We start from the raw sequence: 25,821 nt of genomic DNA on the forward strand, positions 1-25,821 counted from the left end.
ATCAACCTATCATTTTTTTATACTTTTAAGAATTTACGTACGGACATAAAGCTTCCCCATGCTCCAATCAAGCAACCCATTAATAAAATCAATCCGTTTACTTGGTAGATAAAAGGGGTAAAATCTAATATCTGAATAAAATTGTCTTGTAATTTTGGTTTAATAAATCCATAAGCATAGTAATAACCTGTGGTGACAAGAGCGATCGGGATAATAGAACCTAAAACTCCAAGCCATAAGCCCTCTAAAATGAAAGGCCAGCGTACAAACCAATTGGTTGCACCTACTAGTTTCATTATCTCGATTTCCCTTCTTCTTGCGACGATCGTAATTTTTATCGTGTTAGAAATTAAGAACATAGCGGTAAATAATAATCCAATGATTAACACTAACCCTACATTACGACTCATTTCTAATACATTAAACAGTTTTTCAATCTTCGCTTCACCGTACTTAGCTTCGTTCACACTTTCATATTGATTAATTTCTTTTGCAATTTGACCTGTATCCCGGGGTAGCTTTGCCTTAACAATAAACACATCAAACAATGGATTATCTTGTTCGAACAGCCTAAAGTCATCCCCTAAATCCTGGACAAGATTTTGTAACTCCTGTTCCTTTGAAGAAAACTCTACCGATTCAACTCTATCAATTTGCGCAATCTTTTTCTCAAGCTTTTCTACTTGTGCTTTTTCTGTTCCAATTTCTAATAGAACGCGAATTTCAACGTCTTTTTCAATATCGGTTGCTACCTTGTTCATGTTTAGCATTAGTACAATGAAAACACCAACAAGCAACAGTGTTACAGTTACAGCACTGACAGATGCGAATGTCATCCATCCGTTACGCGCAATGCTTTTTATGCTTTCTCTTAAATGACGTGCAGACGTTCTAGCCTTCATAACCGTAGTCACCTCGCTGTTCGTCTCGAACAATTCGACCATTTTCAATGGCGATTACTCGATGCTTAATAGTGTTTACGATTTCTCGGTTATGGGTAGCCATAATAACGGTAGTTCCTCGATTACTGATTTCTTCAAAAATATTCATAATATCCCAAGACGTTTCTGGATCCAGGTTACCAGTAGGCTCATCTGCAATCACAAGCTTCGGTGTATTAACAATTGATCGAGCAATCGACACACGTTGCTGCTCTCCACCTGATAATTCATTTGGAAGCATTCTTGCTTTATGCTTTAACCCTACTAATTCTAGTACATCCATAACACGTTTCTTGATCTGTTTTGGATGTTCTTCTATTACTTCAAGTGCAAAGGCTATATTTTCATAGATTGTAAGTGATGGTAGCAGCTTAAAATCCTGGAACACGACCCCTACATTTCTTCGCAAATATGGTACTCTTCTATTCTTTAATGTTGATAAGTTAAGACCATTTACCACGATATCCCCTTTAGAAGGTTTTACTTCGCGGTACATCATTTTTATAAAAGTAGATTTCCCGGCGCCACTTGGACCAACGACATACACAAACTCACCTTGCTTAATGTGGACGTTAAAGCCATTAGCAGCCATGACACCATTGTTGTACTGCTTATATACGTCTTTCATTTCAATCATTTTTTAATCACCTTATTTGTATTATGTAGTTCCCCTCTTGGCTGTACTCAACATATGTGTATGACACGAACTCAAGTTCCCTTCACCACCATTAGGCATATTTTGGTGAAAATGCTCGAATTACGCTCACGAAAATATTATAACATCACTTCTTACGTTGTTAAGGAAAAAAATTATTACAGTTTCATTGCAAACAGGCTTTTTTTATGAATTTTTTACCTTTTTTACTGGCTTTTATGCCCATTTTATTTCTTTCGTATAGATCATTATATCTATTAACAGGTCTTAATATTAAGTACGAAAGTTTTATGTGCGCAGCATTGTGTGGACTTGTGAAAGAGTATTCTGATAAAGGTCTTAGAGACTTTATTTTATAATACAGAGGAAAGGAGGAGTGTAATAAAGATTTAATGAAGAAAACGGGTAATGCTTGGTCGTTCGTTATTTATTGGCTAAAAAAAAAGAGAATCCCATCTGAGGACTCTCCTTTAAGAATATTATTTTTTATTTGCTAACCATTCTGCAACCGCTTCTGCCTCTTCTCCTTTAATGAGACCAGCAGGCATTTGCGAGCCTTTACCATTTTGAATGATTTCTAAAATTTCATCTTTGCTTAATTGTGATCCAATTTTTTCAAGAGCAGGACCCATTCCACCTTCGAGATTTCCACCATGACAGCTCGTGCATTTGTTATTCACGATTTTTTCTGGATCTACTCCACCAGAACTCGTTTCTGTACTATCTCCGCCGTTTCCACCGCAGGCTGCAAGTACTAATGACGCTCCAAATACTATACCTAATAGCTTTTTCTTCATCTTTTCTCCCCCTAGGAAAAAAATTTAAGAGTTATGGTTTCCTTCAGTGTTTTTTCGCGACTAAGGTCCGTCCCTCTCTATTACATAATTATACCAATGTTAAACCCGTTTGAAACCTTCTCCTAATACCTCTGAAGCGTCCATTGTGACGACAAAGGCAGATGGATCAATGGTTTTTACCAGTTGTTTCAATTTTGTGAATTCCGTTTGATCGACTACGCACATTAAGATTGGACGCTCATCATCTGTGAAACCACCATATGCTGATAGTTTTGTCACACCACGATCAATTTTATTCAAGATTCCTTCACGAACTTCTTCTTGTCTGTTTGTAATTATAAGAGCCATTTTCGAACGGCTAATCCCAACTTGCACTAAATCAATGGTTTTGCTTGTAACATATAATCCTATGAGTGCATATAACCCACGTTCAATGTCAAACACAATCGCAGCTGATAGAACAATCATTCCGTCAATCATTGCGACACAGGTCCCAAGGGAAAGACCTGTAAACTTGTTAACAATCTGTGCAGCAAGGTCCGTCCCTCCTGTTGATGCTTTACCTCGAAAGACGATTCCTAAACCTAACCCTACGCCTATTCCACCAAACAGTGCTCCAAGTAACGGATCCTCTGTCCATGGCTGCCAGTCTTCTGTTAAGTAAACAACCAATGGTAAAAAAACGGTACCAATTGCTGTCTTCACTCCGAACTGAAGCCCAAGAAAAATTAATCCTGCTATAAATAAAGGTATGTTAAAAGCCCATTGAACAAAGGCCGGCTTCCAATCAAATAGTCCTTTTAAAATAGTGGATATCCCACTAACTCCTCCTGAAGCAACCTCATTCGGAAGTAAAAACACATTAAAGGCAATGGCCACAATTGTAGACCCAAACACAACAAACAAATACTCCAAAAACTTTTCTTTCTTCGGATTAAACGACTGCTCACGACGCCTCTGCTTCAAACCCATCCCATACGACTCCTTTAACCTCTGTATTAATAGTATGAGTACAACTACCTTCTTTCATTCGTTGGCCCCCCTTCTGAGGGACGGACCTTAGAATGGCTGAAAGTGATCACCTTTGATTGTGAAGAAATACACAAAATATGGTAAACATGCTGACTAACTCATTTATTATGTAGATTTTGCTGTCCCTGAGATAGAGAATAACTCTTTGCAATCCTCTCCACCTCAACCTTTGAGAGTATAGCATGGGTCTATAAGCGTGTAAATAACAGCTCAATAACGTATTAAAGCATTAATTTGGTGGTGCGGTGAGGGACGTACCTTTTTAATGAGGCATTTGGTTGACTGATGAATTCTTTGGGTTTTCAGAATTGTTTATTGGGTGCGTTTTTTTAGATTTGTATTCGATTTTGAAGATTTAAATGCCATTTTCCTTATTATAGAGATCACTTCAATCTACATTTGAGGTCCGTCCCTCAAAAAAAGCTGAATTCTCTAGAAGAGAGTTCAGCTTTGTCTTGTCATTATTTTATTTTGGAACGCAGGTAGGCATTGATGAATGGGTCGATGTCGCCATCCATGACGCCTTGGACGTTTCCTGATTCGGTGTTGGTTCTGTGGTCTTTGACCATGGAGTATGGGTGGAAAACGTATGAGCGAATTTGGCTTCCCCACCCGATTTCTTTTTGCTCTCCACGAATTTCGGCAAGCTCTTGTTCCTGCTCTTCGATTCGCTTTTGATAAAGCTTTGCTTTTAGCATCTTCATTGCTGACTCACGGTTTTTGATCTGAGAACGTTCTGATTGACACGTCACAACAACGTTTGTTGGTAAGTGAGTGATACGAACGGCTGAGTCAGTTGTATTGATATGCTGTCCACCTGCTCCACTTGCACGGTACGTATCAATTTTAAGATCCTCAGTGCGGATGTCAATTTCAATTTCTTCATTAAACTCCGGCATCACTTCACAAGATACGAAGGATGTATGACGGCGGCCAGAGGAATCGAAAGGCGAAATACGTACAAGACGGTGAACACCTTTTTCAGCTTTTAAGTAACCGTAAGCATTGTGACCCTTAATTCCAAGGGTTACACTCTTAATTCCTGCTTCGTCTCCCGCTAAATAATCAAGAGTTTCCACTTTGAATCCTCTTTTTTCAGCCCAACGCGTGTACATACGAAGTAGCATAGAACCCCAGTCCTGTGATTCGGTTCCACCAGCACCTGGGTGAAGCTCGAGAATCGCGTTGTTTTTATCGTGTTCTTCACTTAATAGAAGCTGAAGTTCAAAGTCATTTAATCGTTTAACTAAATCGGCTAACTCCTCTTCAAGGTCTTCTTGAAGATCTTCGTCTGGTTCTTCTTTTACTAATTCAAGAGTCAGCTCAAGGTTTTCCTGGGATTCAAGCAACGATTTGTACTCATTCACAAGCTCCTTCAAACTGTTACCTTCATTGATAAAGCCTTGTGCCTTTTGTTGGTCATCCCAGAAATCAGGTTGAACCATGATTTCATCCAGTTCTTGAATTCTAGCCTCTTTGTTTTCTAAGTCAAAGAGACCCCCTAAAGTCCGCTAATGTTTTCGCTGTTTTCTCTAATTCTGATCTTACTTCTGCAATTTCCATGAATGGTCACCTCTATAGTTATTTTGATGGGAATTTATTTTTGGTTGGAATCGGGTGGTGCCTGGTACAAGTTCAGTCTTTGGTGCCTGGCACCAATAAACGGAAAAGTACCTGGCACCTATTTTACTAAAATAAGTACCAGGTAGCATCTTAAAAGTTTATCCGATTTGACCGTGACAGTGTTTGTATTTTTTCCCGCTGCCGCATGGACAAGGATCGTTTCGTCCAACGTCCTCTTGTTTGCGGACTGGTTTTTTCTTGGCTTTGCCGCCTTCTTCTTTCGGGTTAACTGCTTGACCCTTTGCTACTTCTTGGCGTTCTAAGTTGTTTCTGATTTCAGCCTTCATTACGTATTTTGCGACATCTTCTTCGATGGCTAAAATCATGTTTTCAAACATGCCAAAGCCTTCATGCTGGTACTCACGCAGTGGGTCCGTTTGACCGTATGCACGTAAATGAATACCTTGACGTAATTGATCCATGGCATCGATGTGATCAATCCATTTTGTATCGACAGCTCGAAGGAGAATAACTTTTTCAAATTCACGCATTTGATCAGCTGTTAACTCTTCTTCTTTTTCATCGTATCGATGCTTCACGTCTTCAAAGATGAGCTCCATGATTTCGTCTGCTTCTTTTCCACGAAGATCATCAACGGTAATGTCTCCTTCAGGTAGTAGATTCGCATTTACGTAATCAACAAGTCCTTGAAGATTCCACTTTTCCATCTCGTCTTCAGACGTGTGAGCAGCTACTTGACGTTCAAGAACGGATTTGATCATTCCTTCAACAATTTCACGAAGGTCTTCTGATTCGATAACATCATTACGCTGCGTGTAAATGATTTCACGTTGTTGACGCAGAACATCATCATATTGAAGGAGTTGTTTACGAGCATCAAAGTTGTTACCCTCTACTCGTTTTTGAGCAGATTCAACGGCACGACTGACCATTTTACTTTGAATTGGTTGAGAGTCATCCATTCCTAGACGCTCCATCATGCTCTTCATATTGTCAGACCCGAAACGACGCATTAATTCATCTTCCATAGACAGGTAGAATTGCGTTACTCCTGGGTCTCCTTGACGACCAGAACGTCCACGAAGCTGGTTATCAATACGGCGAGATTCGTGACGCTCAGTACCAATGACAGCTAGACCTCCAAGTTCAATGACACCTTCGCCAAGCTTGATATCGGTACCACGACCAGCCATATTTGTTGCGATTGTAACAGAACCCGGTTGTCCCGCTTCTAAAATAATTTCCGCTTCACGACCATGGTTTTTCGCATTTAATACATTATGTCGCACGCCTTTTTTTGTTAAAAGCTTTGAAATAAGTTCAGATGTTTCAACGGCAACTGTCCCTACTAGCACAGGCTGTCCCTTTTGATTACGTTCTTTAATATCTTCTACAACCGCTAAAAATTTACCTTCAACAGAAGCATAAATTAAATCGGCACGATCATCACGGACAATTGGCTTATTTGTCGGGATAACAATAACGCTCATATTGTAGATATTACGGAATTCTTCTTCCTCTGTTTTCGCTGTACCCGTCATACCAGACAGCTTTTCGTACATACGGAAGTAGTTTTGGAACGTAATAGTCGCCATTGTCATGCTTTCGTTTTGGATCTCCAATCCTTCTTTTGCCTCAATGGATTGGTGAAGACCGTCACTATAACGACGCCCCTTCATTAAACGACCCGTAAAGGAGTCAACGATGACAATTTCGCCTTCCTGTACAACGTAATCAAAGTCACGATGCATACTCACGTGAGCTTTAAGAGCCTGGTTAATATGATGGTTAAGCGTTACATGAGAGATATCAAACAGATTCTCAATGTGGAAAGCTCTTTCCACTTTACTGATTCCATCCTCTGTTAATTGCACGCCCTTTGTTTTTTCATCATATGTGTAGTCTTCCTCTTTTTTCAGAGTACGAACGACTGCATTTGCTTGGATATAAAGTTGCGGTGTACGCTGTGCATTCCCGGAAATAATCAATGGTGTACGAGCTTCATCAATTAAAATCGAGTCAACCTCATCAATAACAGCGAAGTGAAGAGGGCGCTGCACCATTTGGTCTTTGTAAAGCACCATATTGTCACGTAGGTAGTCGAATCCAAATTCGTTGTTCGTACCATATGTTATGTCTGCCTTATAAGCTTCCCGTTTTTCTTCTTTAGACATTGAATTAAGGTTCAAGCCAACCGTTAACCCAAGAAAATTGTAGAGTTGACCCATTTCCTCAGCATCACGACTAGCAAGGTATTCGTTGACAGTGACAACGTGAACACCTTTTCCTGTGATAGCATTCAAATAAACAGGCATAGTAGCCGTTAACGTTTTACCTTCACCGGTTTTCATCTCAGAAATGTTCCCGCCATGAAGGGAGGCACCACCCATAAGCTGAACGCGGTATGGATATAAACCCAGTACACGACGAGCCGCTTCTCTTACGACAGCGAACGCTTCAACAAGCATATCTTCAAGGTCTTCTCCTTTTTGATAGCGCTCCTTGAATCGTTCCGTTCTTTCACGGATCTGATCATCCGTTAAACGCTCCATATCCGGGGCTAATTCTTCTATTTGATCAGCTAGCTTCTCTAGCTTTTTTAATTCTCTTTTATTTGCATCAAACACTTTGTTTAATATCCCAAGCATGTATAAACGCTCCTTTTATCCTTGTATATGTGAGAGTCAAAATCATTTCACTAGTATAACGATAGAAAATGAAAAATAGATGAGAAAAAATGAAAGTCCTTTAAAAATAGACGAAAAATTCTCCTTTTCGCCACTAATCCACTATTAAAAATTCGCTAAAAGCTTCCAATATCCTCCCACAAAAACACGATATATTCCCTATCCATATTACCACTATACAGTATGGGTTACAACTTATTGAGGGACGGACCTCCGAATTGGAGGAGAGTCTGGAAACGGAAGTGGTAGTTGGATTTCAGGTGTGAGGTAGATGAGGTTACTTTGAGGAGGTCCGACCCTCAGCAGTTACTATTGTTCCAGGGACGGACCTCCGAATTTCTTTACATCATCCAAAATTGAGTTATAGTCCCAATCCTCGTCCAGATATCATCCAGAATAAATTCATAGAGGTCCGTCCCTATAAAAAAAGCCGCCCTAAAGGCGACTTTTCAATTAATATTTATTTTGCTTTCAGCAATTCGTACACAGTGTCCTGGTAGCTTTCCCAGATTTGTTTGCTGCGTCTTGAGATGCTGTTAGCTGAGACATCGAAGTATTCTGCCAGTTCTTTTTGAACGTGACGAATACTGATTTCGTCGATGTTTTTGGCCATATCCACAAGTGCACCTGAGTAGATTTTCGGGTTGCGAATGGTCGGGCGTTCTGTGTAGAAGTATTTTTCTAATACCGCTATAAGCAGCTCGCTTTCTGCCTTGTTTTCCCGTTTTTCGTCTAAAAAGCGCTTTAGCTCTGTGATGGCTTCAACGTATTCAGGTGTTTTCCATATTTCAACACCTTCTATGCTTGAAGATTCTTCTTCAACTTCCGCTACATCACTAGATGCTGCCGAAGCTTTGCCCGCTTTCTTCTTCTCCGCACCATATAGTACAAAGCCTACATCAGCAAGCTCTAAATATTGTGCAGACAAGTAATCTTGTAAGCTGTCAAACTCACCTTGTTCAAAACGAATTTCCACTAATTCCATCGCTGCTTTTTCAATGGCAGGATAAATGAAATATTGAGCAAATGGCAGATACTTTTCGCCGTTTGGTAATAGAAGACCTAAGAAGAAGCTGCTGTTCTCAAGCTTTCCGAATTTCTCTGTTACCACCAACGTATCTCCTGACATCACTTCTTGTACATGAAGAGTATCTTCGTTGATTTTTTCAACAGTTCCGGCAGTAACCCGAACCTGTTTCCACGACTCTAACACTTCACGGGTCTGAGGACGCGTGACTGTGCTTAATTGCTTATCTACAAAGCGGTCAATCAGACGTACCCCTTCTGCATCCTGTTGTGTTGCACCGTACCAGCTCACAAAAGCCATTTCATAAATATCAGGGTCCGCTTTCATCAATTCCATTTTCGACAAATAATAATGATATGACTCTTCAATTTCAGGTGATTGAGTTGTTGCAATAAAATCATAGAGTTGAGCCTGCAAAACATCCAGCTCTTGATTGATTAAAGCATCTATATTTACAACGTTTTCTTTTTCACAGCATTTTTTGTATTTCTTTCCACTGCCACATGGGCATGGTTCATTTCTTCCGACTGTACTCATGTTTGTATTTACCTCCAAATTCTCGAGTCCCGTACACAAACATTCATTATATAACATATGAGCCTTTCATTAAACTGTTTTAAGACAAGAAAAAAGAACCAATCCTTAACAATTGGTTCTTCCTATCTAAAAACGATCTCTATTTGCCTTGTTTTTTCATATAATCCAATACATCTAGATCGATATAATTCTCGTCCTGTTCCCGCATCTCAAAGTTTTCTGTATGAAGGTAATCCTTTAAACACTGGTGCAGGGACTGCTTTTCACCCACATAGCCAAGACGAGTAAGTTCACGTTCCACATCATCACGAATTTCACCTTCCATTAACACCACTCTGCCTGCATCTGACTCTTTAAAGTAGAGCTGGTGCAGAAGATATATTCGCTTTAATTCTTTAATCGGAGAGGCATGATCATCCACACGAAGATCGATATACCGATCATTAAATCCACCATAACCTCCGTTTTCTTTTACAACTAAAAGGGCTGCAGACTGCATTCCCCTGGAGTCTCCTCCTGCATCTTGACCAGCATCTAATGCATGTAGAAGTCGTTCGGCAAGAGTACCTGTCGTAATTTCAAAGGTGTCCGCCATAGCTTTCACCGTGTCCTCATCCACTAAAATGTTTCCTTGAGCAGCAAAATTATTCCCAGTCACTCCACCTGCCCAATCGTAACAGCCTTCTCCAGTAAACGTGGCTGAATTCCCACAACGATCAATCATTCCAACTTGTCTTAAAGGTCGTTCAGGGTCATCTTTTGTGATGATTTCCAACGCTTCCTCAGCTGTTTTCCCTTCCTCCATTAACTGCAAGGCATGTGGACCATAGGACGTATTCGCATAAGACTGAGTCGCCACTGCTCCTACTCCTGCTTTGGCAAAAGGTACAACAGAACCAACACCTAGAAACTTCGACTGAACTGCAATTCCCCACTCTTTTTCTTCCGGGTCATATCCGACAATGGAATATGTCATGAAGTCGTCCTCCTTTTAAAGTAGAGCGTCAGGATTTAATCCCTTCAGCTCTTCTATTACAAATAACCCATCCTTACGAATTAAAACATCATCGAAGTAAATTTCTCCTCCACCATAGTCAGGGCGTTGGATACAAACCATGTCCCAATGCACACTGGAACGATTGCCATTATCCGCATTTTCATAAGCTTGCCCAGGTGTGAAATGGAAGCTTCCACTAATTTTTTCATCAAAAAGAATATCCAGCATCGGCTCTTTGATTTTCGGATTCACGCCAAGAGCAAATTCACCAATGAAACGAGCACCCTCATCTGTATCCAGTATTTTATTTAAATCATCTGTTTTATCAGATGTGGCTTTAACGATCTTTCCGTTTTCAAAAGTAAGGCTAATGTTGTTAAAAGCAATTCCACGATACAACGTCGGCGTATTGTATGTAATCGTTCCATTTACACTATCCTTGACTGGAGCCGTAAACACTTCCCCGTCGGGTATGTTCCGTTCTCCAAAACACATGACAGAGGGGATATCCTTAATGGAAAAAGTAAGGTCCGTCCCTTCACCCGTAATGCGAACCTTATCCGTTCGGTCCATGAGTTCTTTAAGGGGTTTTTGAGCTTCTTCCATTTGTTTGTAGTCGACTGTGCAAACTTCAAGAAGATAATCGAAAAAACGATCCGTACTCATCTTCGCCTTTTGAGCAAGAGCAGGGTTTGGATAGTTGAGCAAAACCCATTTTTTGTTTTGCACAAGATAGTCATTAGATTCTTTAATATGCTTTGAAAGCATTTGCCACTGCTCTGATGGTACTTCCCCAAACTCTGCATCATTTGCTTCACTTACCACCCTAATAATCGCATCAAGGTCTTGATAACGCTCCATATTCCACTTGTTTTGAAGAATCATTTGTTCTGGGTTTGCATTTGTTGCCATCATTCGTGTCAGCTCTTGATCGTCAATTTCAAAATACGGAATTGCTCCTATCTCATAGGCTTTTTGAACAAGCTCCTTCATGAGGGGCTTCGTTACGTAATCCCCTGCAATCATTACCTTTTCGTTTTCTTTTATTTTAATAGAATGAGTTAAAAGCACTTCTGCGAGCTTCTCTAAACGTGGATCCTTCATTCGGTTTCCTCCCTTAATAGAACTTCTACGTACCTATTTCGACAATAAATGGAAAAAACCCTTCCCTGCACAAAAAAATCCTGCAGCCTTTAAGGCTGCAGGATTTCGAGTTTATTCATTAGTTCGTTTCAATTAAACCGTACTTGCCATCACGACGCTTGTACACAATGTTCGTTGCGTTTGTTTCTGCATCTGTGAATATGAAGAATGTATGCCCTAACATATTCATTTGAAGGATTGCTTCCTCACTATCCATTGGCTTCAAATTGAATTGTTTCGTACGGACTACTTCTGCATCGTCCTCTTGATCATCTACATCAACCGGTGCTGCTCCATTTGGAGAAACATGGCTTAAATCCTCTTGAGCTGCAAAGAACTCTTTTGGACTACCTTTTTCACGCATTTTACGGTTAACTCTTGTTTTATGCTTACGAATCTGACGCTCCAATTTATCTAATATTAGATCAATGGCCGCATACATATCGATGTTGCGTTCCTCTGCACGTAATACTAAATGCGGCATTGGAATAGTCACTTCTACTTTCGTATTTTTATCAGGATACACTTTTAAATTAACATGTACATTTGCATCAGGAGTTTCATTAAAGTAACGGTCTAACTTTCCAATCTTCTTCTCCACGTGTTCGCGAATCGCTGGAGTTACCTCAATGTTCTCGCCTCGAATGTTGTAGTTCAACATGTAAACTCCTCCTTTTAAAAATAAAGCTATGTTTATATATTCTCCTTTCCCTCAATGATTCCTGCCTAAACTTTCAAAATTTTTTGTCAACTTATTGAAACTTTTGTCACGTTATCGTGAAATTTGTCGAAAGCGTTGGTAGGTAAGGGATTGGAAAATAGAATGAGTGATTCTTTATTGATTTCATTGGTATGTATTACTAGTTGGAATCACTCTTTCTATTATTATTTTCTCATTATATTGGTTGTTTAAACGGTGGAAATTTGGAGATTTGGTGTATAAGTTGGGGCGGATTTGTGAATGGGGGTTGGGGTGGTGTGTGTGGGTGGTGCCTGGTACTTTTCATGAGTTTGGTGCCTGGCACCCTTCCCTTGATTGGTGCCAGGTACTTTTGGATTATATGGTGCCAGGCACCAAGATTACACATCAACTCATATTCCAATCACGAGTATTTAATTTTGTATTTATATAGAACTTATATTTTTCATGAGGGTTTTCACCCATATACTGATGAAGTTTTTGTGTATCAACAATTCTGTTGGCTCCCATAGTAATAAATGACTTATAGCTACTCCATCTATAATCTTCCGGCAGTTTGGTATAGTTCGACTTCACAGGATTCAAATGAATATATCCGCTTGTATCAATCATCTGCTTCCAGTTCTTTATTAACTTTGCATAATATCGATCTTGAAAAACGTGACCAATATACTGGTACTTCCTATTAAAATATTTTGCATAATTAGTATGAATATAATGAATGATAGAGGGTGGTCGATGGTTTCAATAATGAGGTGAATGTGATTGGGCATGAGGCAATAGGAATGGAGAATAAATGGGGTATTTGCTTTTGATTTAAGTAACAAGTGTAAATATCGTTGGTAGTCTCTCTGATCTCGAACGAGATTGTTCTTTCTGTTTCCTCTAGCGGTAACATGGTACATCGCGCCCGGATACCAGACCCTTGGTTTTCTTGGCATAAAATCGTCCTCCCTTTATTAAATTATTCAACTGTATAATTCGACCTTTATTAATAAAATCCTGCTTAATTACCCTTTTGGTGCCAGGCACAAAACAGGTGATTTGTGCCTGGCACCGCCCTTCTTTTAAACCTCCACATCCCTCCTACAAAAAAACAACCAAGCGCCTCCACTGAATACAACCAAATACAACAAGATGACCAAGACCGAAAACCCAAACGTCATCCCCTCAAAAGGAGGTGTACCAAAAAAGTATTGCTGCAAATCGGTATTCGCCAAAAGCAAATACTTCCCCCACTCCAAACCTCGCTCATTCATCAAGATCAGGAATGTATTGGTTGAAAAAGTTAAGAAAATAGTTGTCCCGATCGCAAAGGAGCTGTTTCTTGTTAGTACGGACAAAGTAAAAGCCAGAGAACAGATGATTACCATTTCTAAGAATCGTAAGACGTATGCGCCTGCTACGATGAAAACATTCATATGAAACTGAAAGAAGCTTTTATAAAACCATAGAGTCCCGATTAAAGTAGAAAATAGAAAGTGAGAAGCTGTTAATATCGTTGCCATTACGATGACAGTTAAGTATTTTGACAGCAGTATCTTCCCTCGATTAATGGGACGAATGAGTAATAGTTTAACCGTTCCAGATGAAAACTCATCTGACACAATATCTCCAGCGATAATCAAACAAAAGACTTGTATGACGAGGAGGAGGTTAGAGCTGATTCTCATAAACTCCCAGAAGGAAAATTGGATGCCTTCAAATAGCATATAGACAAAAAAAGAAGCGAGAGAATTGATAAAGACTATGATTCCAATCGAAACCCACATTCGAGGTCTGGAAAGCTGTTTCAAGAATTCATTGATGATCAAATTTTTCATCATTTACTTCATCCATTCAGAACTTCATTTGCTAATTTTTTTGGAGCTACTCTTACATAACCTTCTCGAATCAAGTCTGCAATCTGTTTCCAGTTTACCTCTTCAATCTCCACCACTATCCAGCCGTGCCTACCAATGTAGGGAGCTTTTCTGAACCCTGTCTGTTCCAGCAAAATGTCTTGAGTTGTGGGGGGTACTTTAATAGATAAAGAGAGTTCCGCTTGTTCTTCTAAAATAACAAAGGGCTTATCCTTCACCCGGAAGGAAGTGTGACCGAAGCCGTCTACGCGTTCATCAACAGTAGGGAATGCCATGCATACCTCTCTGACTCTATCTACTAACATAAACCTTACCTCCACCATTTTTTTACTATTATAGCATTTGAATACTTTCATTTTCGACCTTACAAAAAAAGCCTCAATTTATTGAGACTTCATCGTTAAATACTATTTATTTCTTTTTATCATAAAATACTCCATCGAATTGCATGGATTCATATGGATTATTATATTTTTGAGCAGATGTTTTCTTCTTTGATAATCCATTCATGTCTCGCTTAACTTCTGCTCGTATTTGAACTAATTTGGAGTCAATTTCTTTATTCCAGGTCATCATCTGCTTCCCTAGAGCCTGCTCCTCTTCTGAGAAAGGTGGATTAAGTGAACCAAGTAAACTTTGTCGTTTTTCTAATAGAGCCTCAATTCTTTCAATCTTTGCATCCCGACTTTCATTTCCTTGTTCGATTACTTCTTTTAATTCTTTCGTGATAGAGTGGCAGCGAAGGATAGAACTCATTATGCTTTTCCACCTTGGCCAGCATGCTGTTTCTGACGATTGAGTTGAATAACTTCTTTCCATGTATCTCGAAACTCACTGATAAGTCCTTCTACTTCTTCTAAGATAGCCACATCATTTTTTATATTTGCTTCTGTTAAACGATGGTTTACGTAGTCATATAAAGACATTAAATTCTGTGAAATTTCAAGGTCTGTGTTAAGAGTAACCATTAATTCTTGTATAATGGCTTGTATCTTCTGGATGTTCGTATTTCTCAGTTCAATATTTTTATCTTCAATGGCTTTTTTCGCTAAATGAATAAATTTCAAACTTCCGTTATAAAGCATTAGCGTAAGTTCCCCAGGGGAAGCTGTGTTGACTGAGTTGTTTTGATATGCTGTATAAGGGTTATTGATTGCCATAGTGACACTCCTTTAAGATTGTTGCTTTACTATTAATTACATTCCACCGAACTGTTGCATAAGATACATAGATTGCGAGTTTGCTCTCTGTATTGCTTTTTCCATTGCTGTAAATTGACGCCAATAGCGATCTTCTACTTGCATTAAACGTTCCTGAAACCGATCGATTTGATTATCCATATTATTTAATAAACGTCCTAATGTAAAAGTATTATTTATACTTGTAGATTTCCCAGCCTTTGTCTCTACACTGTCCATCGTATTTTTCAAGGTTTCACGTAAACGTCGAGCAATACCTTGTTCACCAGATGTGGCCCCATCTTTTGCAAAAATTTCATAAATAGCATTAGGATCTTTAGAAATCGTTTCTCTTAACTTGCTTTCATCTATAATAAGCTTTCCTCGATCTAGATAATTACTTGATGTCTTGATTCCAATTTGGGTTAATTGATCAATACCTGAAACTCCACCAGACACAGAAGTATATAAATCTATTCGCATTTTGTTCATAGCCGACGATAGTACAGAATCATTTCGTAACGTACCACTCCGAGCCTTTTCTTCCCACATCTCGATTTCTTTTTCATTCATCGATTCCTTTTGTTCAGCAGAAAGTGGTTGGAAATCTCGATATTTCTTTTCATTCAGTTCGCCATTAGCTTTTTCGATTAACTTATTGTATTCATCAACAAATTTAACAATTTTCTCTAATATTTTTTCTGTGTCCGGCTGTGAACTAAATGTTACATTTGTGTTAGAAGCATTTTTTAACGACAATTCAAAACCATTAATTGTAAAGGTATTAGAAGAACGTTCTGTGCTCATGCCATTGTATGTAAACTTTGCGTTTGTTCCAACCGATCCCCTACTATTTGCGAAAGCTGTGTCGTTATCAGTATCCAGCTTTAAATGAGTTGTAAATAAGTCTCCTTGAAGCTCAATCTCCGCTCCTGCGGTATTATTCCCCGTGTTTTTACTCATGACTGACATTTTCTTCGTTTGCGAATCATAAAACACGGAAACACCCGTTTGTGCATTAATTTTTGCTATTAAGCTATCCAGTGATTCATCTTCAGCAGTGTAAGTAATTTCTGTGAAGTCCGTAGCCATTGTACCATCCGCATTAACTGCTTTAACTTTTATACTCTGTAGCCCAGTTAGTCCAAATGAATCACTTAGTTTTTTACTAGAATCAAAAGCTGCACCATCTGATTGAGTGATTTGTCCTGAACTATACATAGTGGCAGCTGTCGCCAAGCTTTGAATATTAATTGTTCCTGAAAAATCTGTTGTAGAGTTAATATTTTTAACTGCAAGATCATTTGGGTTTGAGACTGTAACAGATTTTTGGTTATACGTACTTTTTTTCATGACACCATCAAAAATAAGATTACGAAAATCAAACATCATCTTGTTCATACTCCGATAATCATCGCGTTGCCACTCAAGATATTGTTTTTTCTGTTCTAATTTATTTAGTGGAATTCGTTCAGCTTTCATGAGATCTGTTATAATTTGCTCGGTATCCATACCACTTGCAAGTCCACTAATTCGCATATCACTAGCCATAGTATTCTCCTTTCGTCCTATCTATCATTATTTTAAATCTTCTTATCAACCATTAACCCCACAAACTCAGTCATTGCCGCAAACATATCGAGAATCTTTTTTGCCGGAATTTCCTTTACTACTTCCTGTGATTGCTCATCCACAATTGTTACATAATATTCTTTTAATTTATCGTGATATTCAAATTTAAGGTGTGTGTTGGAAGCTGATAATAACTCATTCATCCCATGCAGGACTTCTTCCATCTTTTCTTTTGTGACAGGTGCTGTTTTGGTTACTTCCTGTTGTCCATTCTGCACTAGAAGTTGGTTTACTGTTTCATTAGATTTGGCTTCAATTTTGGTAAATGATTGTTGGTTATTCGATACACTCCCTACCACTTTTTCAATCATTGTTTATCCTCCTCAGGGTTATATTAGTTATATCGGTGGTTCATCTAAAAAAGTTTAATTTATAAAGTAAATCATATAAGGAGTAAACTTATTCAGTATTCGTATATTTACAGAAATCATTCTTAAAGAATTTTCATAATAGAGGTCCTACTGAATAATAAGATGTTTTACACGAGGTAATTCATCTCTATCTACAATATAATTTATTGTCCTAGATTTTTTGCCATTTTCAGCATCATTTATGACTTGTTGATTGAAATATGTAAATCCTTATTTGGATTTATCTTTTTTTATGTATAAAACTCATTACTAAAGTAAGAATATTTCACCATTTTATTTGTTACTCAACCTGTTTTTGGAATGGATGTATCAATGCGATTTCTGATACCGACTTGATGTAGGGACCAAGAAGTATTGGAGTGGGGATCTCTATAATTATTAGGATTGTAAAACTCTAAATTGTATCAATCTCCTATTACTTTATACCTATAATAACTCTAAAAAATAGGCTCCGGGATATCCCAGAGCCTATTAATTCTATCAAAAATAGAATTAATTAACGAAGTAATTGTAATACACCTTGAGGTTGTTGATTAGCTTGAGCTAACATTGCTTGAGAAGCTTGAGCAAGAATTGAATTCTTTGTTTGCTCCATCATTTCTTTAGCCATGTCAACGTCACGAACACGAGACTCAGCAGCAGTTAGGTTTTCAGAAGCAGTACCTAAGTTGTTAATTGTATGCTCAAGTCTGTTTTGCTTTGCACCTAATTGCGCTCTTTCATCTGAAACTAATTTGATTGCAGAGTCAATCGTAGTAATTGCTGCACTAGAAGTTGCAGAATCAGTTCCTAAATCGATTGCGCCTACTCCCAATGTACCTGCTTGCATGTCAGCGATACTAATTGTAAGGTTTTCTCCATCATTAGCACCGATTTGAATCACTTTTCCTGTATAAGTACCGTCTAGAAGGTTTTGTGTATTGAACTGAGTTTTACCACCAATGTTATTAATCTCTGCAGTAAGATCAGTTACTTCTTTTTGGATTTGAGCTCTGTCATCAGCTGTCATCGTATCATTGGATGATTGAACTGCTAGTTCTCTCATACGATTTAAGATTGAATGTGTTTCATTTAATGCACCCTCAGCAGTTTGGATTAAAGAAATCCCATCTTGAGAGTTACGTGAAGCTTGGTCTAACCCACGGATTTGACCACGCATTTTTTCAGAAATTGCAAGACCAGCTGCGTCATCTCCAGCACGGTTGATACGAAGACCTGAAGATAGTTTTTCCATAGATTTTCCTTGAGCTCCATTTGCATTGCTCAGTTGACGGTAAGTATTTAAGGCTGCAATATTGTGATTAATTCTCATTATTAAATTTCCTCCTTGAAAGTAAGTTCACATCCTTGTGAACTGTTATAGTTTTAGTTTGCAAAGAACAAAAAGGTCGGCCGCCCTTCTCTTCCTTGCTTACAATGTTAATATCGGTTCCTTTTAGATGAGTTTAATAGTTTTTGTGAAAAATAATTATTTTTTAGGTAAAATATTGAAAAGGTTGTCAATTCCCTTAGATGCTGCAGCATTTTCTTCTTGAATATTAAGATAAATTTCTTTTCGATGAATTTCTACATTCTTGGGTGCGTTGATGCCAAGTTTGACTTGCTCCCCATTTACTGAAACCACAGTTAATTCAATATTTTCTCCGATTTGAATTGTTTCTCCTGTTTTCCTAGTTAAAACTAGCATCTTCTCACCCCTTCTTGTCTGTGTCCTCTGGTTGTACAAAGATTAAGTGTTTAGTTTGATAGGTTGTGTTGTTCAAAATAACTTGTTTCGCTTTGTTGTTTGATAGATTGATAATAATAGGAGCTTGAAGGTTTGCAGTTGATAGGTGAAGAGGTTCTTTTATGTTTAAGATAGAGAAGACCTTCACTTCTTTATCCGAAGGGTTCTCGAGCAAATCAACACTCCCTTGTTCTAGAACAAAATCATATTCTTTTAAAAAGATAAAAGGATCAGTCACAACAAATCCCAATTGTGGAGTTTTAGTAGATTGCAAAATTTGAAACCATTCATTCTCTGGAAGTGGGAGCATGATAAATCTCTTCTCTTCTATAAAACCCGGTATTCCCTGCTCAAAAATAAGGGTTTCCTCTTGATTCACTTCAATTTCTCCGTGGTATTTAGTATCGATTTTCATGATCTCATTCCTTCTTATTAAATTTCTTGTTCATATTGAATACCAACATGTTTAAGGTTTACAAAATCAATTTGCAAGTCTGCATAACGTTTAACACTGATATCTACTTTTGCTTTGGAGACATTGATTATCGGCTTTTGCACTTGCGTATTATTAATCACTTTTTGGGGTTCAATATTCACTTTCACGTTGCCAGGGTCATACTGGATCTTTACACTACCTGCAGAAGGTATCCAGCCGATGTTAAATTCGTACATTGGATTCTCACTGTTTCTTCTTGCTTGTTCTGCTATGGCATTTCCACCATTTTCAATCATCATAAGCTCATCACCGTCTTGTGCCATTCGAGCTATCCCCGCCAACCAATCTTCATATCCTTGTCTAGAGAATTCTTCAATACGTCTCCTCACAGACTTTAAATCCATGTCGGCCCTAGCTTCTGTTTGATCAATTGTCAGTTTGGAAGGTCGTCTTTCTATTTCCATCTTAGCTTTCGGCTGTTGAATGTCTAATGAGGGTGGTGGCGTTTCTATATCTACTCTCCCAGCATTTGTTCGAATTTCCAGGGTAGAAGGGGTTGATTGCAATCTGATTTGTGGTAAGTTCATATTCTTTCACCTCCATTAAAAAAAGGAGACGACCCATAAGGTGACAAAACACCTTAAAGGGTCAGTCCCCTTGCTTTTTATCTTAAAAAGTCCATCAAAGTCGGTTGAATAATTCGAGCACCGACACCAAGTGCAGCTCGATGTACACTTTCTTGTGTTTTTAAATCAGTAATGACTCTTTCGATATCTGCATCTTCATTGTCCGAGAGGATTCGATTTGCTACCACTTCTTGTTGAGACAAGCGATCATCAATCATTTCTAAACGATTGTAACGGGCACCTAATTCCGAACGTTCTGCTGATAAGGTTTCCATGACCTCATCTAAATTTTTTAATTCAGCTTCAAGGCCTGAAGCATTGCCTGTCTCTAGAGCTTTTTGTATGGTATGTACTGTATCAAAAAGCTTCTGACTGAATACATTACCAGGGTTTACATTAGCTTTTAACGAGACTCCTTGAGACACTTCTACATTATAGCTCCCAATAGCGATATTTGTTAGGTTATCTGCTACTTGAGGCGCACTACCATCTGCGGGCGCACCATTCTTTACAGGCGAACTTCCTACGTCTGTACCGTGGAAAATATAACGTCCTGCAACCTTTGTTTCAGCGACACCAACAAGATCTTTTTTTATCTGTTCTATTTCGACTGCGACAGCTTTTTTGTCGTCATCACTTAGCGTTCCGTTCATACCCTGAATCGTTAGTTCCCGAACACGCTGAAGTCCCTGATTGGCATGATCAATCCCCGCCTCAGAATTCTCCATCCATAAATACAACTCTGAAAGATTCCTCTTATACTGTTCAATCCCAGTTAAATTCGAACGATAAAACATCCCCTTCATGGCAACAACCGGATCATCAGAAGGCTTCGTAATCTTTTTCCCAGTAGCCAGTTGTTCCTGAAGATTGCCCATTCGTCCATAGGAGGAACTAAGATTCCTCATAGAGTTGTTCGTTAGCATACTTTGTGTCACACGCATTATTTTTCACCTACCTATCTTCCAACGGTACCCATACCGTTAATAATTTTATCGAGCATTTCATCTTGTAAGGTGATCATTCTGGCAGAGGCATTGTATGCATGCTGGAATTTGATCATATCAGTCATTTCTTCGTCTAGTGAAACACCGCTGACGGACATTCGTCGTTCGTCCACTGCTGAACGAAGGACGTTAGAGTTATTCGATAGGCGTACAGATTCTTGGGACTCAACAGCCATTTTTCCTATGATGGATTCGAAGTGCGCTTGGAAAGAAGCTGCCTTTTCTCCATAAGGTAATTTTGTTGTGGTAATGATATTGGCTAAAGCAATAACATTTTTTGCGTCTCCAAGAGTCGGATTATCTTTACTTGCCGTTGCAATCATATCTAAGTTGCTCAGTTCATCGGCGATTTGCATTCTTTGGGCAAATCCTTCTTTACTTACAGTGTCCAAACCTAATGAAGAATCAGCAGAATCCTGAAAGAATTTCGGAGTATCAGGTGCAGTTGGATCTTCTATTTGTGCAGGGGTTACTCCTGCTTGATGTTGTTCGTTAAAGGCTTTCGCAAACTCATAGGCCATACTGTCTAATTCATCTAACATAGAAACATAAGAGCCGGTTGCTTTACCATTTTTATCTACATATCCATATGTATCGATAAGCGCTCTCAGCTTTCCTTCTCCTTGAGATAAAAAGTCATTAATCCCTAAGGTTTGACCGCCTATTGTGACACTATCTACTGTGTCTTTAAAACCTTTTTGAGAAACTTTAATTTCATTTGCTCCGTTTTTCCCAACAAGATTAACGGCGAAATTCCCATTCTTTCCTACTAATTTTACCGTAACGGCTCCTTCAGCAACCGGGGAGGATGCTCCACCATTTGATTGGTAGCTCGTTTGAATCGATACATGTTGAGATAGTTCATCGATCAATCGATCGCGCTCATCATAGAGGTCATTTGGCAAATAGCCGTGTGGTTCTACATCAGCAATCTGTTTATTTACTTTATCAATCTGCCTTGTTAGAGAGTTGATTTGTTTTTCGCTCACAGAAAGCTCGTAGTTTAAATCATTTCTCACATTTGTTAACGAGGAAGACAAATAATTAAACGTTTCAGCAACAGCGATTCCACGTTGACGGACAACAGAGCGGGCTCCAGAGTTCGACGGGTTTACAGCCAAATCCTGAAGGGACTGCCAGAACATATCCATCGTTTTTGACAAGCCTGAATCAGAGGGTTCATTCATAACTTCCTCCATCTTTTTCATAGCTTCCATCTTCGTATCCCAATACCCAAGCTTGTTGTTTTCGCCACGGTATTGTACGTCCAGAAACGATTCACGAACACGCTGAATTGAACCGGCTTCGACTCCTGTTCCAATTTGACCAGGAATTTGTGGACGGTTCATGGCAGGAGCAGGATATGGTTCTGTTTGCTCAAAGTTTACTCGTTGACGAGTGTATCCAGGTGTATTGGCATTTGAGATATTATGGCCAGTTGTATAAAGGGCACCTTGTTGAGTGTACATCCCTCGTTTAGCTGTTTCTAGCCCCATAAAAGTGGATCGCATGGTGTTGCCTCCGTTTCAAATAATTATGCTCTTGAATCAAACATGGATCGCCCAGAAGGTGAATTTTTTTCACCATTTGGACGTGTATAAGTGGATTGATCAGGTTGAGGTTGCATCATTGATAGATTCATATTGACGAATTGAAGAGATTGATAGACTAGCTTTTGATTCAATTCGTTTCGATTCTTTAGCTCGTCTATGATGGAAACAAGCTCTTGCTGCCAGGTAATGAGCTCCTGTCGATCATCTTCTGAACTATGCTCAATGCACTGAGAAATCGTTGGAGCACCGTTGGATTGAACACCTTGTGCTTGTAAGTAGAGAACCGATTGTTGTTGTCGCTCTAACTCAATTGTATGAATAGCCGCAAGATGCTTTTGCTCTTCTTTTAACATTTGATCAAGCTCATTCATATTACCTTTTTTTATAACGTTGGTTTTCTGAACGGAGAGGTCGTATAAACTTTTATGCAACTTATAAAGCTTTTCCAGAGTTGTGATTAACATGTTTGACCTCTCCTTCCATTAGTTTTGGTGATAGAAATTTTTTATGCCTTTTGCAATGGCTTTTGCGTCAATGGTGTAGTTACCGTTCTGCACTTGATCTCTTAGTGCTTCTACTTTGGCTTGACGTTCTTTCCCCAGCTTCGATACTTCCTGCATTTCCTTCGCAGTAGAAGAAATCTCAATTTTATCTGCAGCGGTTTTTCCTGTCTTCGCTACTTGATCCATTTTATTCATGTTACGTTTGTAAGGATTGATGTTTTGATTACCGATATTGTTAATCTTCATCATTTTCCCCTCGCTTTCTTCACGTTCGATTGATTACTACCTATTATATCGGATTGTTAAAAAGAATGTTTAGTATTACCCATTGGTCAGTTATTCCTAATTTTATTTAGACTATAAAGGACCTATAAAAGATTTAAAGACAATCTGAGGAAATACAAACTGTCTTCTTTCTAGCTAGCGTTTATCTTTCATTGTGTAATACGTACTAGGAGACGAGTCTCTTTGTTTTTTCCGTTCTTGCTCATCTTCAAACTTTTTTAAGTCACTTATCAGTCCACCGGCGCACCCGTCACAAATTCTTCCGGTTTGTATAATCTTCCCACATTTATCACAAGGATAACCCAGGTTTGGGAATTGCTTAGAATGAATTCGCCCTTTTTTCACCCATTTATACAGAAGCTCTTCATCCACTCCTGTAACGGTCAAGACTGTCTCCATGGTAGCAGCACGATTCTCTCGTTTTTTCAAAAATCCGGTTACGGTTTCAAACATTTTTTCATCTTCTTTATAACATTTATCACACACATCACGAAATTGATTTTTCATAAAAATAGCATTACAACGTGGACAATTCATAATTTCTGACATATCTATTCCTCCTGATGATACACTTCTCTTACTACCTATATCGGCAGGATGTGGATTTGGTTTAACCCCTGGCGACAGTTAAGGATGAAACTTCTACTGCACCAGCCACCTTCAAAATTCTAGCAGCCTGCCTCAACGTCGTACCCGTCGTATAAATATCATCAAACAACAAAATCGACTTACCCTCTACATTCGATTCATCCAATCGAAAAACCTGCTCCTTCACAAGCCTCTCTCGTCTCGATTTCTTCGATTGTTTTTCTGAATGTGTTCGAGAAAGGTTGTTTGAGGGACGGACCTCTAATTTTTCTAAAAGAGCTGTGGATTGGTTGAAACCTCGTTCGTATAGTCGTTTTTTGCTTAGAGGGATCGGGATGATGATGTCGAAATGAAGAGATTTTAGGCAGGATTTTATATGAGGCGTGAAGCTTTTTGCCAATTCATAATCCCCTCGATATTTGTATTGAGCAAGATAGTCTTTCAAGAAGTCATTGTAATAGAAGATAGAAGTGTTATTGTGTAATATCCCTTGCCACTTAGGATCTGACTCCCAACGGAAGCAATCGAAACAAACCTCACCTTTTATTAATTCAGGTGGGAGAGTTTCAAGAGAACGAGAACAAACCCTGCACCGCTTCCCTTTGATTTTTTCTAGTTGACTCTCACACTTTACACAAAGAAATGATTTCTCTTTTGAAAATATACTACACCATGACATAACCTCGACAATTTCACCAGCACAATAAAGACAGCTATTTTCCATGAAACAATCCTCTCTTTCTAGCTTCCTTGTTCATACGATCAATATGAAGAAGAGCATTGACCATTTCATTTGTACGGCCAAAGTGAAAAAAGACGATGTCTCCACTTGGAAATTCGGCACTTCTTCCTACTCTTCCACTGATTTGAACGAGGGCACTTTCAGTGAATATCCTTTCTTCTGCACCCAGCACCGCAACATCAATATTAGGAATGGTAATTCCCCTTTCCAAAATAGTAGTAGTTAATAGGATCGGAGTTTCTTTATTACGCATTTTGGTGACTTTTTCTTTTCTTAAAGGGTCTTCTGCATGAACGGAATCGATTTGAGGGTTCAGTTCTTGAAAAAGAGGCAAGGCTTTCTCCATGAGTTCAACAGTTGGAAAAAATATGAGGGCTAGCTTTTCTTGCTGTAGTTTGTGGAGTGTCCATTTTTTCAAAGGAGGTGGAAGTTTATTTTTCTCAAGAGCCTTTTTCCAAATTCCACACCAGACAAACCGTGGCAGAGGAATGGGCTGCTTGTGAAATCGGGCAGGAATTCTAATATATTTTTGTTCTCTGTTTTTACATTTCTGCTGTGTTTTCTTATCAGGGGTGGCTGTTAGGTAAATAATAGAGGAACAGGGTTTGCGTGCTTTTTCCACTGCCCATTGTAGTGAAGAGTCATAGGAATACGGAAAGGCATCCATTTCATCAATGATCATGGCATCAAATGCATCCTGAAAACGATAGAGCTGGTGAGTGGTAGACAAAACAAGCTGTCCGTAATTATGACGTTCTTCTGAACCTCCGAATAGGGTGGTGATAGAGTTGGTTGGGAAAACCTTTTGGAGCCGAGGAGATAATTCAAGAATCACGTCTGTTCTAGGAGCAGCGATGCAGATTCGTTTGTTTTGCTTGAGAGCTTCATGAATGCCTTCAAATAGGACTTCCGTTTTCCCTGCTCCACATACCGCCCAAACCAATAGGCTTTTATCATATTGAATGGCATCAACGACTCTATCGGATGCTTCTTTTTGTGCAGGTGAAAGAACACCAGACCAACAGAAGCTCCTAACACAGGTCTTTTCAGGAGTTGGGCCAGTCCATCTCAATAGTGGAGTACACTCAGAGACTCGTCCCATCATAATGCAGTTTCGGCAATAGGTACATTTCGTGTAGCACCTTGCACATTGAAAGGAAGCAAAATTCCGGGTGTTGCCGCATCGATGGCAACAGTTCTGTTCCACTCCCT

At 39.0% G+C, this 25,821-nt stretch carries 28 protein-coding genes; all 28 read right to left on the reverse strand.

What is annotated here, in order from left to right; all coding sequences use genetic code 11:
* Positions 1 to 17: 17 nt before the first annotated feature.
* On the reverse strand, positions 18 to 902 hold the full coding sequence (ftsX, locus tag IQI_RS12960) for a permease-like cell division protein FtsX (protein ID WP_064093065.1): 885 nt from the start codon (positions 900 to 902) through the stop codon (positions 18 to 20).
* Complete coding sequence (ftsE, locus tag IQI_RS12965; protein WP_064093066.1) at positions 892 to 1,578, reverse strand: cell division ATP-binding protein FtsE; 687 nt, start codon at positions 1,576 to 1,578, stop codon at positions 892 to 894. The genes ftsX and ftsE overlap by 11 nt, the downstream gene beginning before the upstream one ends.
* A gap of 497 nt (positions 1,579 to 2,075) precedes the next feature.
* A complete protein-coding gene (cccB, locus tag IQI_RS12970; protein ID WP_064093067.1) occupies positions 2,076 to 2,393 on the reverse strand; it encodes a cytochrome c551 in 318 nt (105 codons plus the stop codon).
* A 99-nt stretch (positions 2,394 to 2,492) separates the two neighbouring features.
* The gene (locus IQI_RS12975) at positions 2,493 to 3,365 is read right to left on the reverse strand and encodes a YitT family protein (protein ID WP_064093068.1); all 873 of its coding nucleotides are present in this window, start codon (positions 3,363 to 3,365) and stop codon (positions 2,493 to 2,495) included.
* Positions 3,366 to 3,886: 521 nt separating this feature from the next.
* A protein-coding gene (prfB, locus tag IQI_RS12980) for a peptide chain release factor 2 (protein ID WP_156509899.1) occupies positions 3,887 to 4,988 on the reverse strand; the annotation gives its coding sequence in 2 pieces (ribosomal slippage) (positions 3,887 to 4,915 and positions 4,917 to 4,988; 1,101 coding nt in all).
* A gap of 158 nt (positions 4,989 to 5,146) precedes the next feature.
* Complete coding sequence (gene secA / locus IQI_RS12985; protein ID WP_064093070.1) at positions 5,147 to 7,657, reverse strand: preprotein translocase subunit SecA; 2,511 nt, start codon at positions 7,655 to 7,657, stop codon at positions 5,147 to 5,149.
* 499 nt (positions 7,658 to 8,156) lie between these two features.
* Positions 8,157 to 9,260: a YecA family protein gene (locus IQI_RS12990; RefSeq protein WP_064093071.1), complete on the reverse strand. Its 1,104-nt coding sequence runs from the start codon at positions 9,258 to 9,260 to the stop codon at positions 8,157 to 8,159.
* Positions 9,261 to 9,399: 139 nt separating this feature from the next.
* Positions 9,400 to 10,236, reverse strand: a complete 837-nt coding sequence (locus IQI_RS12995; RefSeq protein ID WP_064093072.1) for a DUF1028 domain-containing protein — start codon at positions 10,234 to 10,236, stop codon at positions 9,400 to 9,402.
* Between the two features lie 15 nt (positions 10,237 to 10,251).
* Entirely contained in the window at positions 10,252 to 11,361 is a 1,110-nt protein-coding gene (locus tag IQI_RS13000) for an aminopeptidase (RefSeq protein ID WP_064093073.1), read from the reverse strand.
* 118 nt (positions 11,362 to 11,479) lie between these two features.
* Positions 11,480 to 12,061: a ribosome hibernation-promoting factor, HPF/YfiA family gene (hpf, locus tag IQI_RS13005; RefSeq protein WP_064093074.1), complete on the reverse strand. Its 582-nt coding sequence runs from the start codon at positions 12,059 to 12,061 to the stop codon at positions 11,480 to 11,482.
* A gap of 668 nt (positions 12,062 to 12,729) precedes the next feature.
* On the reverse strand, positions 12,730 to 13,041 hold the full coding sequence (locus tag IQI_RS20340) for a transposase (protein WP_082892703.1): 312 nt from the start codon (positions 13,039 to 13,041) through the stop codon (positions 12,730 to 12,732).
* A 126-nt stretch (positions 13,042 to 13,167) separates the two neighbouring features.
* The gene (locus IQI_RS13015; protein WP_064093075.1) at positions 13,168 to 13,926 is read right to left on the reverse strand and encodes an ABC transporter permease; all 759 of its coding nucleotides are present in this window, start codon (positions 13,924 to 13,926) and stop codon (positions 13,168 to 13,170) included.
* A gap of 5 nt (positions 13,927 to 13,931) precedes the next feature.
* Positions 13,932 to 14,267, reverse strand: a complete 336-nt coding sequence (locus IQI_RS13020; protein ID WP_231893419.1) for an MmcQ/YjbR family DNA-binding protein — start codon at positions 14,265 to 14,267, stop codon at positions 13,932 to 13,934.
* Positions 14,268 to 14,373: 106 nt separating this feature from the next.
* The gene (locus IQI_RS13025; RefSeq protein ID WP_064093076.1) at positions 14,374 to 14,718 is read right to left on the reverse strand and encodes a hypothetical protein; all 345 of its coding nucleotides are present in this window, start codon (positions 14,716 to 14,718) and stop codon (positions 14,374 to 14,376) included.
* Positions 14,718 to 15,122: a flagellar export chaperone FliS gene (gene fliS / locus IQI_RS13030; protein ID WP_064093077.1), complete on the reverse strand. Its 405-nt coding sequence runs from the start codon at positions 15,120 to 15,122 to the stop codon at positions 14,718 to 14,720. The genes IQI_RS13025 and fliS overlap by 1 nt, the downstream gene beginning before the upstream one ends.
* A 36-nt stretch (positions 15,123 to 15,158) precedes the next feature.
* Complete coding sequence (locus IQI_RS13035) at positions 15,159 to 16,691, reverse strand: flagellar hook-associated protein 2 (protein ID WP_064093078.1); 1,533 nt, start codon at positions 16,689 to 16,691, stop codon at positions 15,159 to 15,161.
* Between the two features lie 32 nt (positions 16,692 to 16,723).
* Complete coding sequence (gene flaG, locus IQI_RS13040) at positions 16,724 to 17,083, reverse strand: flagellar protein FlaG (RefSeq protein ID WP_064093079.1); 360 nt, start codon at positions 17,081 to 17,083, stop codon at positions 16,724 to 16,726.
* Positions 17,084 to 17,639: 556 nt separating this feature from the next.
* Positions 17,640 to 18,455, reverse strand: a complete 816-nt coding sequence (locus IQI_RS13045; protein ID WP_064093080.1) for a flagellin N-terminal helical domain-containing protein — start codon at positions 18,453 to 18,455, stop codon at positions 17,640 to 17,642.
* Between the two features lie 156 nt (positions 18,456 to 18,611).
* Complete coding sequence (gene csrA, locus IQI_RS13050; RefSeq protein WP_064093081.1) at positions 18,612 to 18,830, reverse strand: carbon storage regulator CsrA; 219 nt, start codon at positions 18,828 to 18,830, stop codon at positions 18,612 to 18,614.
* Between the two features lie 4 nt (positions 18,831 to 18,834).
* A complete protein-coding gene (fliW, locus tag IQI_RS13055) occupies positions 18,835 to 19,284 on the reverse strand; it encodes a flagellar assembly protein FliW (RefSeq protein ID WP_064093082.1) in 450 nt (149 codons plus the stop codon).
* Positions 19,285 to 19,301: 17 nt separating this feature from the next.
* On the reverse strand, positions 19,302 to 19,892 hold the full coding sequence (locus IQI_RS13060) for a DUF6470 family protein (RefSeq protein WP_064093083.1): 591 nt from the start codon (positions 19,890 to 19,892) through the stop codon (positions 19,302 to 19,304).
* A gap of 77 nt (positions 19,893 to 19,969) precedes the next feature.
* Positions 19,970 to 20,875: a flagellar hook-associated protein FlgL gene (gene flgL / locus IQI_RS13065; RefSeq protein ID WP_064093084.1), complete on the reverse strand. Its 906-nt coding sequence runs from the start codon at positions 20,873 to 20,875 to the stop codon at positions 19,970 to 19,972.
* A gap of 14 nt (positions 20,876 to 20,889) precedes the next feature.
* Positions 20,890 to 22,449: a flagellar hook-associated protein FlgK gene (gene flgK / locus IQI_RS13070; protein ID WP_064093085.1), complete on the reverse strand. Its 1,560-nt coding sequence runs from the start codon at positions 22,447 to 22,449 to the stop codon at positions 20,890 to 20,892.
* Between the two features lie 23 nt (positions 22,450 to 22,472).
* Positions 22,473 to 22,955: a flagellar protein FlgN gene (locus tag IQI_RS13075; protein ID WP_064093086.1), complete on the reverse strand. Its 483-nt coding sequence runs from the start codon at positions 22,953 to 22,955 to the stop codon at positions 22,473 to 22,475.
* An 18-nt stretch (positions 22,956 to 22,973) separates the two neighbouring features.
* Positions 22,974 to 23,240 (reverse strand): flagellar biosynthesis anti-sigma factor FlgM, encoded by a 267-nt coding sequence (flgM, locus tag IQI_RS13080; protein ID WP_064093087.1) that lies wholly within the window; start codon positions 23,238 to 23,240, stop codon positions 22,974 to 22,976.
* A gap of 174 nt (positions 23,241 to 23,414) precedes the next feature.
* Positions 23,415 to 23,828, reverse strand: a complete 414-nt coding sequence (locus IQI_RS13085; RefSeq protein WP_064093088.1) for a TIGR03826 family flagellar region protein — start codon at positions 23,826 to 23,828, stop codon at positions 23,415 to 23,417.
* 61 nt (positions 23,829 to 23,889) lie between these two features.
* A complete protein-coding gene (locus tag IQI_RS13090) occupies positions 23,890 to 24,591 on the reverse strand; it encodes a ComF family protein (protein ID WP_064093089.1) in 702 nt (233 codons plus the stop codon).
* A complete protein-coding gene (locus IQI_RS13095; protein WP_328585740.1) occupies positions 24,581 to 25,681 on the reverse strand; it encodes a DEAD/DEAH box helicase in 1,101 nt (366 codons plus the stop codon). The genes IQI_RS13090 and IQI_RS13095 overlap by 11 nt, the downstream gene beginning before the upstream one ends.
* Positions 25,682 to 25,821: the final 140 nt, after the last annotated feature.

Source organism: Rossellomorea aquimaris TF-12 (assembly GCF_001648555.1).
GTDB classification, from domain to species: domain Bacteria; phylum Bacillota; class Bacilli; order Bacillales; family Bacillaceae_B; genus Rossellomorea; species Rossellomorea aquimaris.

Bases quoted from the DNA above. Each gene is read 5' to 3' on its own strand.
- IQI_RS20340 (WP_082892703.1), bottom strand. From the start codon at position 13,041: ATGCCAAGAAAACCAAGGGTCTGGTATCCGGGCGCGATGTACCATGTT.
- ftsX (WP_064093065.1), bottom strand. From the start codon at position 902: ATGAAGGCTAGAACGTCTGCACGTCATTTAAGAGAAAGCATAAAAAGC.
- flgK (WP_064093085.1), bottom strand. From the start codon at position 22,449: ATGCGATCCACTTTTATGGGGCTAGAAACAGCTAAACGAGGGATGTAC.
- secA (WP_064093070.1), bottom strand. From the start codon at position 7,657: ATGCTTGGGATATTAAACAAAGTGTTTGATGCAAATAAAAGAGAATTA.
- ftsE (WP_064093066.1), bottom strand. From the start codon at position 1,578: ATGATTGAAATGAAAGACGTATATAAGCAGTACAACAATGGTGTCATG.
- flgL (WP_064093084.1), bottom strand. From the start codon at position 20,875: ATGCGTGTGACACAAAGTATGCTAACGAACAACTCTATGAGGAATCTT.
- fliW (WP_064093082.1), bottom strand. From the start codon at position 19,284: ATGAAAATCGATACTAAATACCACGGAGAAATTGAAGTGAATCAAGAG.
- flgM (WP_064093087.1), bottom strand. From the start codon at position 23,240: ATGAAGATTAACAATATCGGTAATCAAAACATCAATCCTTACAAACGT.
- IQI_RS13090 (WP_064093089.1), bottom strand. From the start codon at position 24,591: ATGGAAAATAGCTGTCTTTATTGTGCTGGTGAAATTGTCGAGGTTATG.
- IQI_RS13020 (WP_231893419.1), bottom strand. From the start codon at position 14,267: ATGTTAGTAGATAGAGTCAGAGAGGTATGCATGGCATTCCCTACTGTT.
- IQI_RS13025 (WP_064093076.1), bottom strand. From the start codon at position 14,718: ATGAGTTCTATCCTTCGCTGCCACTCTATCACGAAAGAATTAAAAGAA.
- IQI_RS13085 (WP_064093088.1), bottom strand. From the start codon at position 23,828: ATGTCAGAAATTATGAATTGTCCACGTTGTAATGCTATTTTTATGAAA.
- hpf (WP_064093074.1), bottom strand. From the start codon at position 12,061: ATGTTGAACTACAACATTCGAGGCGAGAACATTGAGGTAACTCCAGCG.
- cccB (WP_064093067.1), bottom strand. From the start codon at position 2,393: ATGAAGAAAAAGCTATTAGGTATAGTATTTGGAGCGTCATTAGTACTT.
- csrA (WP_064093081.1), bottom strand. From the start codon at position 18,830: ATGCTAGTTTTAACTAGGAAAACAGGAGAAACAATTCAAATCGGAGAA.
- IQI_RS13015 (WP_064093075.1), bottom strand. From the start codon at position 13,926: ATGATGAAAAATTTGATCATCAATGAATTCTTGAAACAGCTTTCCAGA.
- IQI_RS13045 (WP_064093080.1), bottom strand. From the start codon at position 18,455: ATGAGAATTAATCACAATATTGCAGCCTTAAATACTTACCGTCAACTG.
- IQI_RS13060 (WP_064093083.1), bottom strand. From the start codon at position 19,892: ATGAACTTACCACAAATCAGATTGCAATCAACCCCTTCTACCCTGGAA.
- flaG (WP_064093079.1), bottom strand. From the start codon at position 17,083: ATGATTGAAAAAGTGGTAGGGAGTGTATCGAATAACCAACAATCATTT.
- IQI_RS13075 (WP_064093086.1), bottom strand. From the start codon at position 22,955: ATGTTAATCACAACTCTGGAAAAGCTTTATAAGTTGCATAAAAGTTTA.
- IQI_RS12995 (WP_064093072.1), bottom strand. From the start codon at position 10,236: ATGACATATTCCATTGTCGGATATGACCCGGAAGAAAAAGAGTGGGGA.
- IQI_RS12990 (WP_064093071.1), bottom strand. From the start codon at position 9,260: ATGAGTACAGTCGGAAGAAATGAACCATGCCCATGTGGCAGTGGAAAG.
- IQI_RS13035 (WP_064093078.1), bottom strand. From the start codon at position 16,691: ATGGCTAGTGATATGCGAATTAGTGGACTTGCAAGTGGTATGGATACC.
- IQI_RS12975 (WP_064093068.1), bottom strand. From the start codon at position 3,365: ATGGGTTTGAAGCAGAGGCGTCGTGAGCAGTCGTTTAATCCGAAGAAA.
- IQI_RS13000 (WP_064093073.1), bottom strand. From the start codon at position 11,361: ATGAAGGATCCACGTTTAGAGAAGCTCGCAGAAGTGCTTTTAACTCAT.
- fliS (WP_064093077.1), bottom strand. From the start codon at position 15,122: ATGGCAATCAATAACCCTTATACAGCATATCAAAACAACTCAGTCAAC.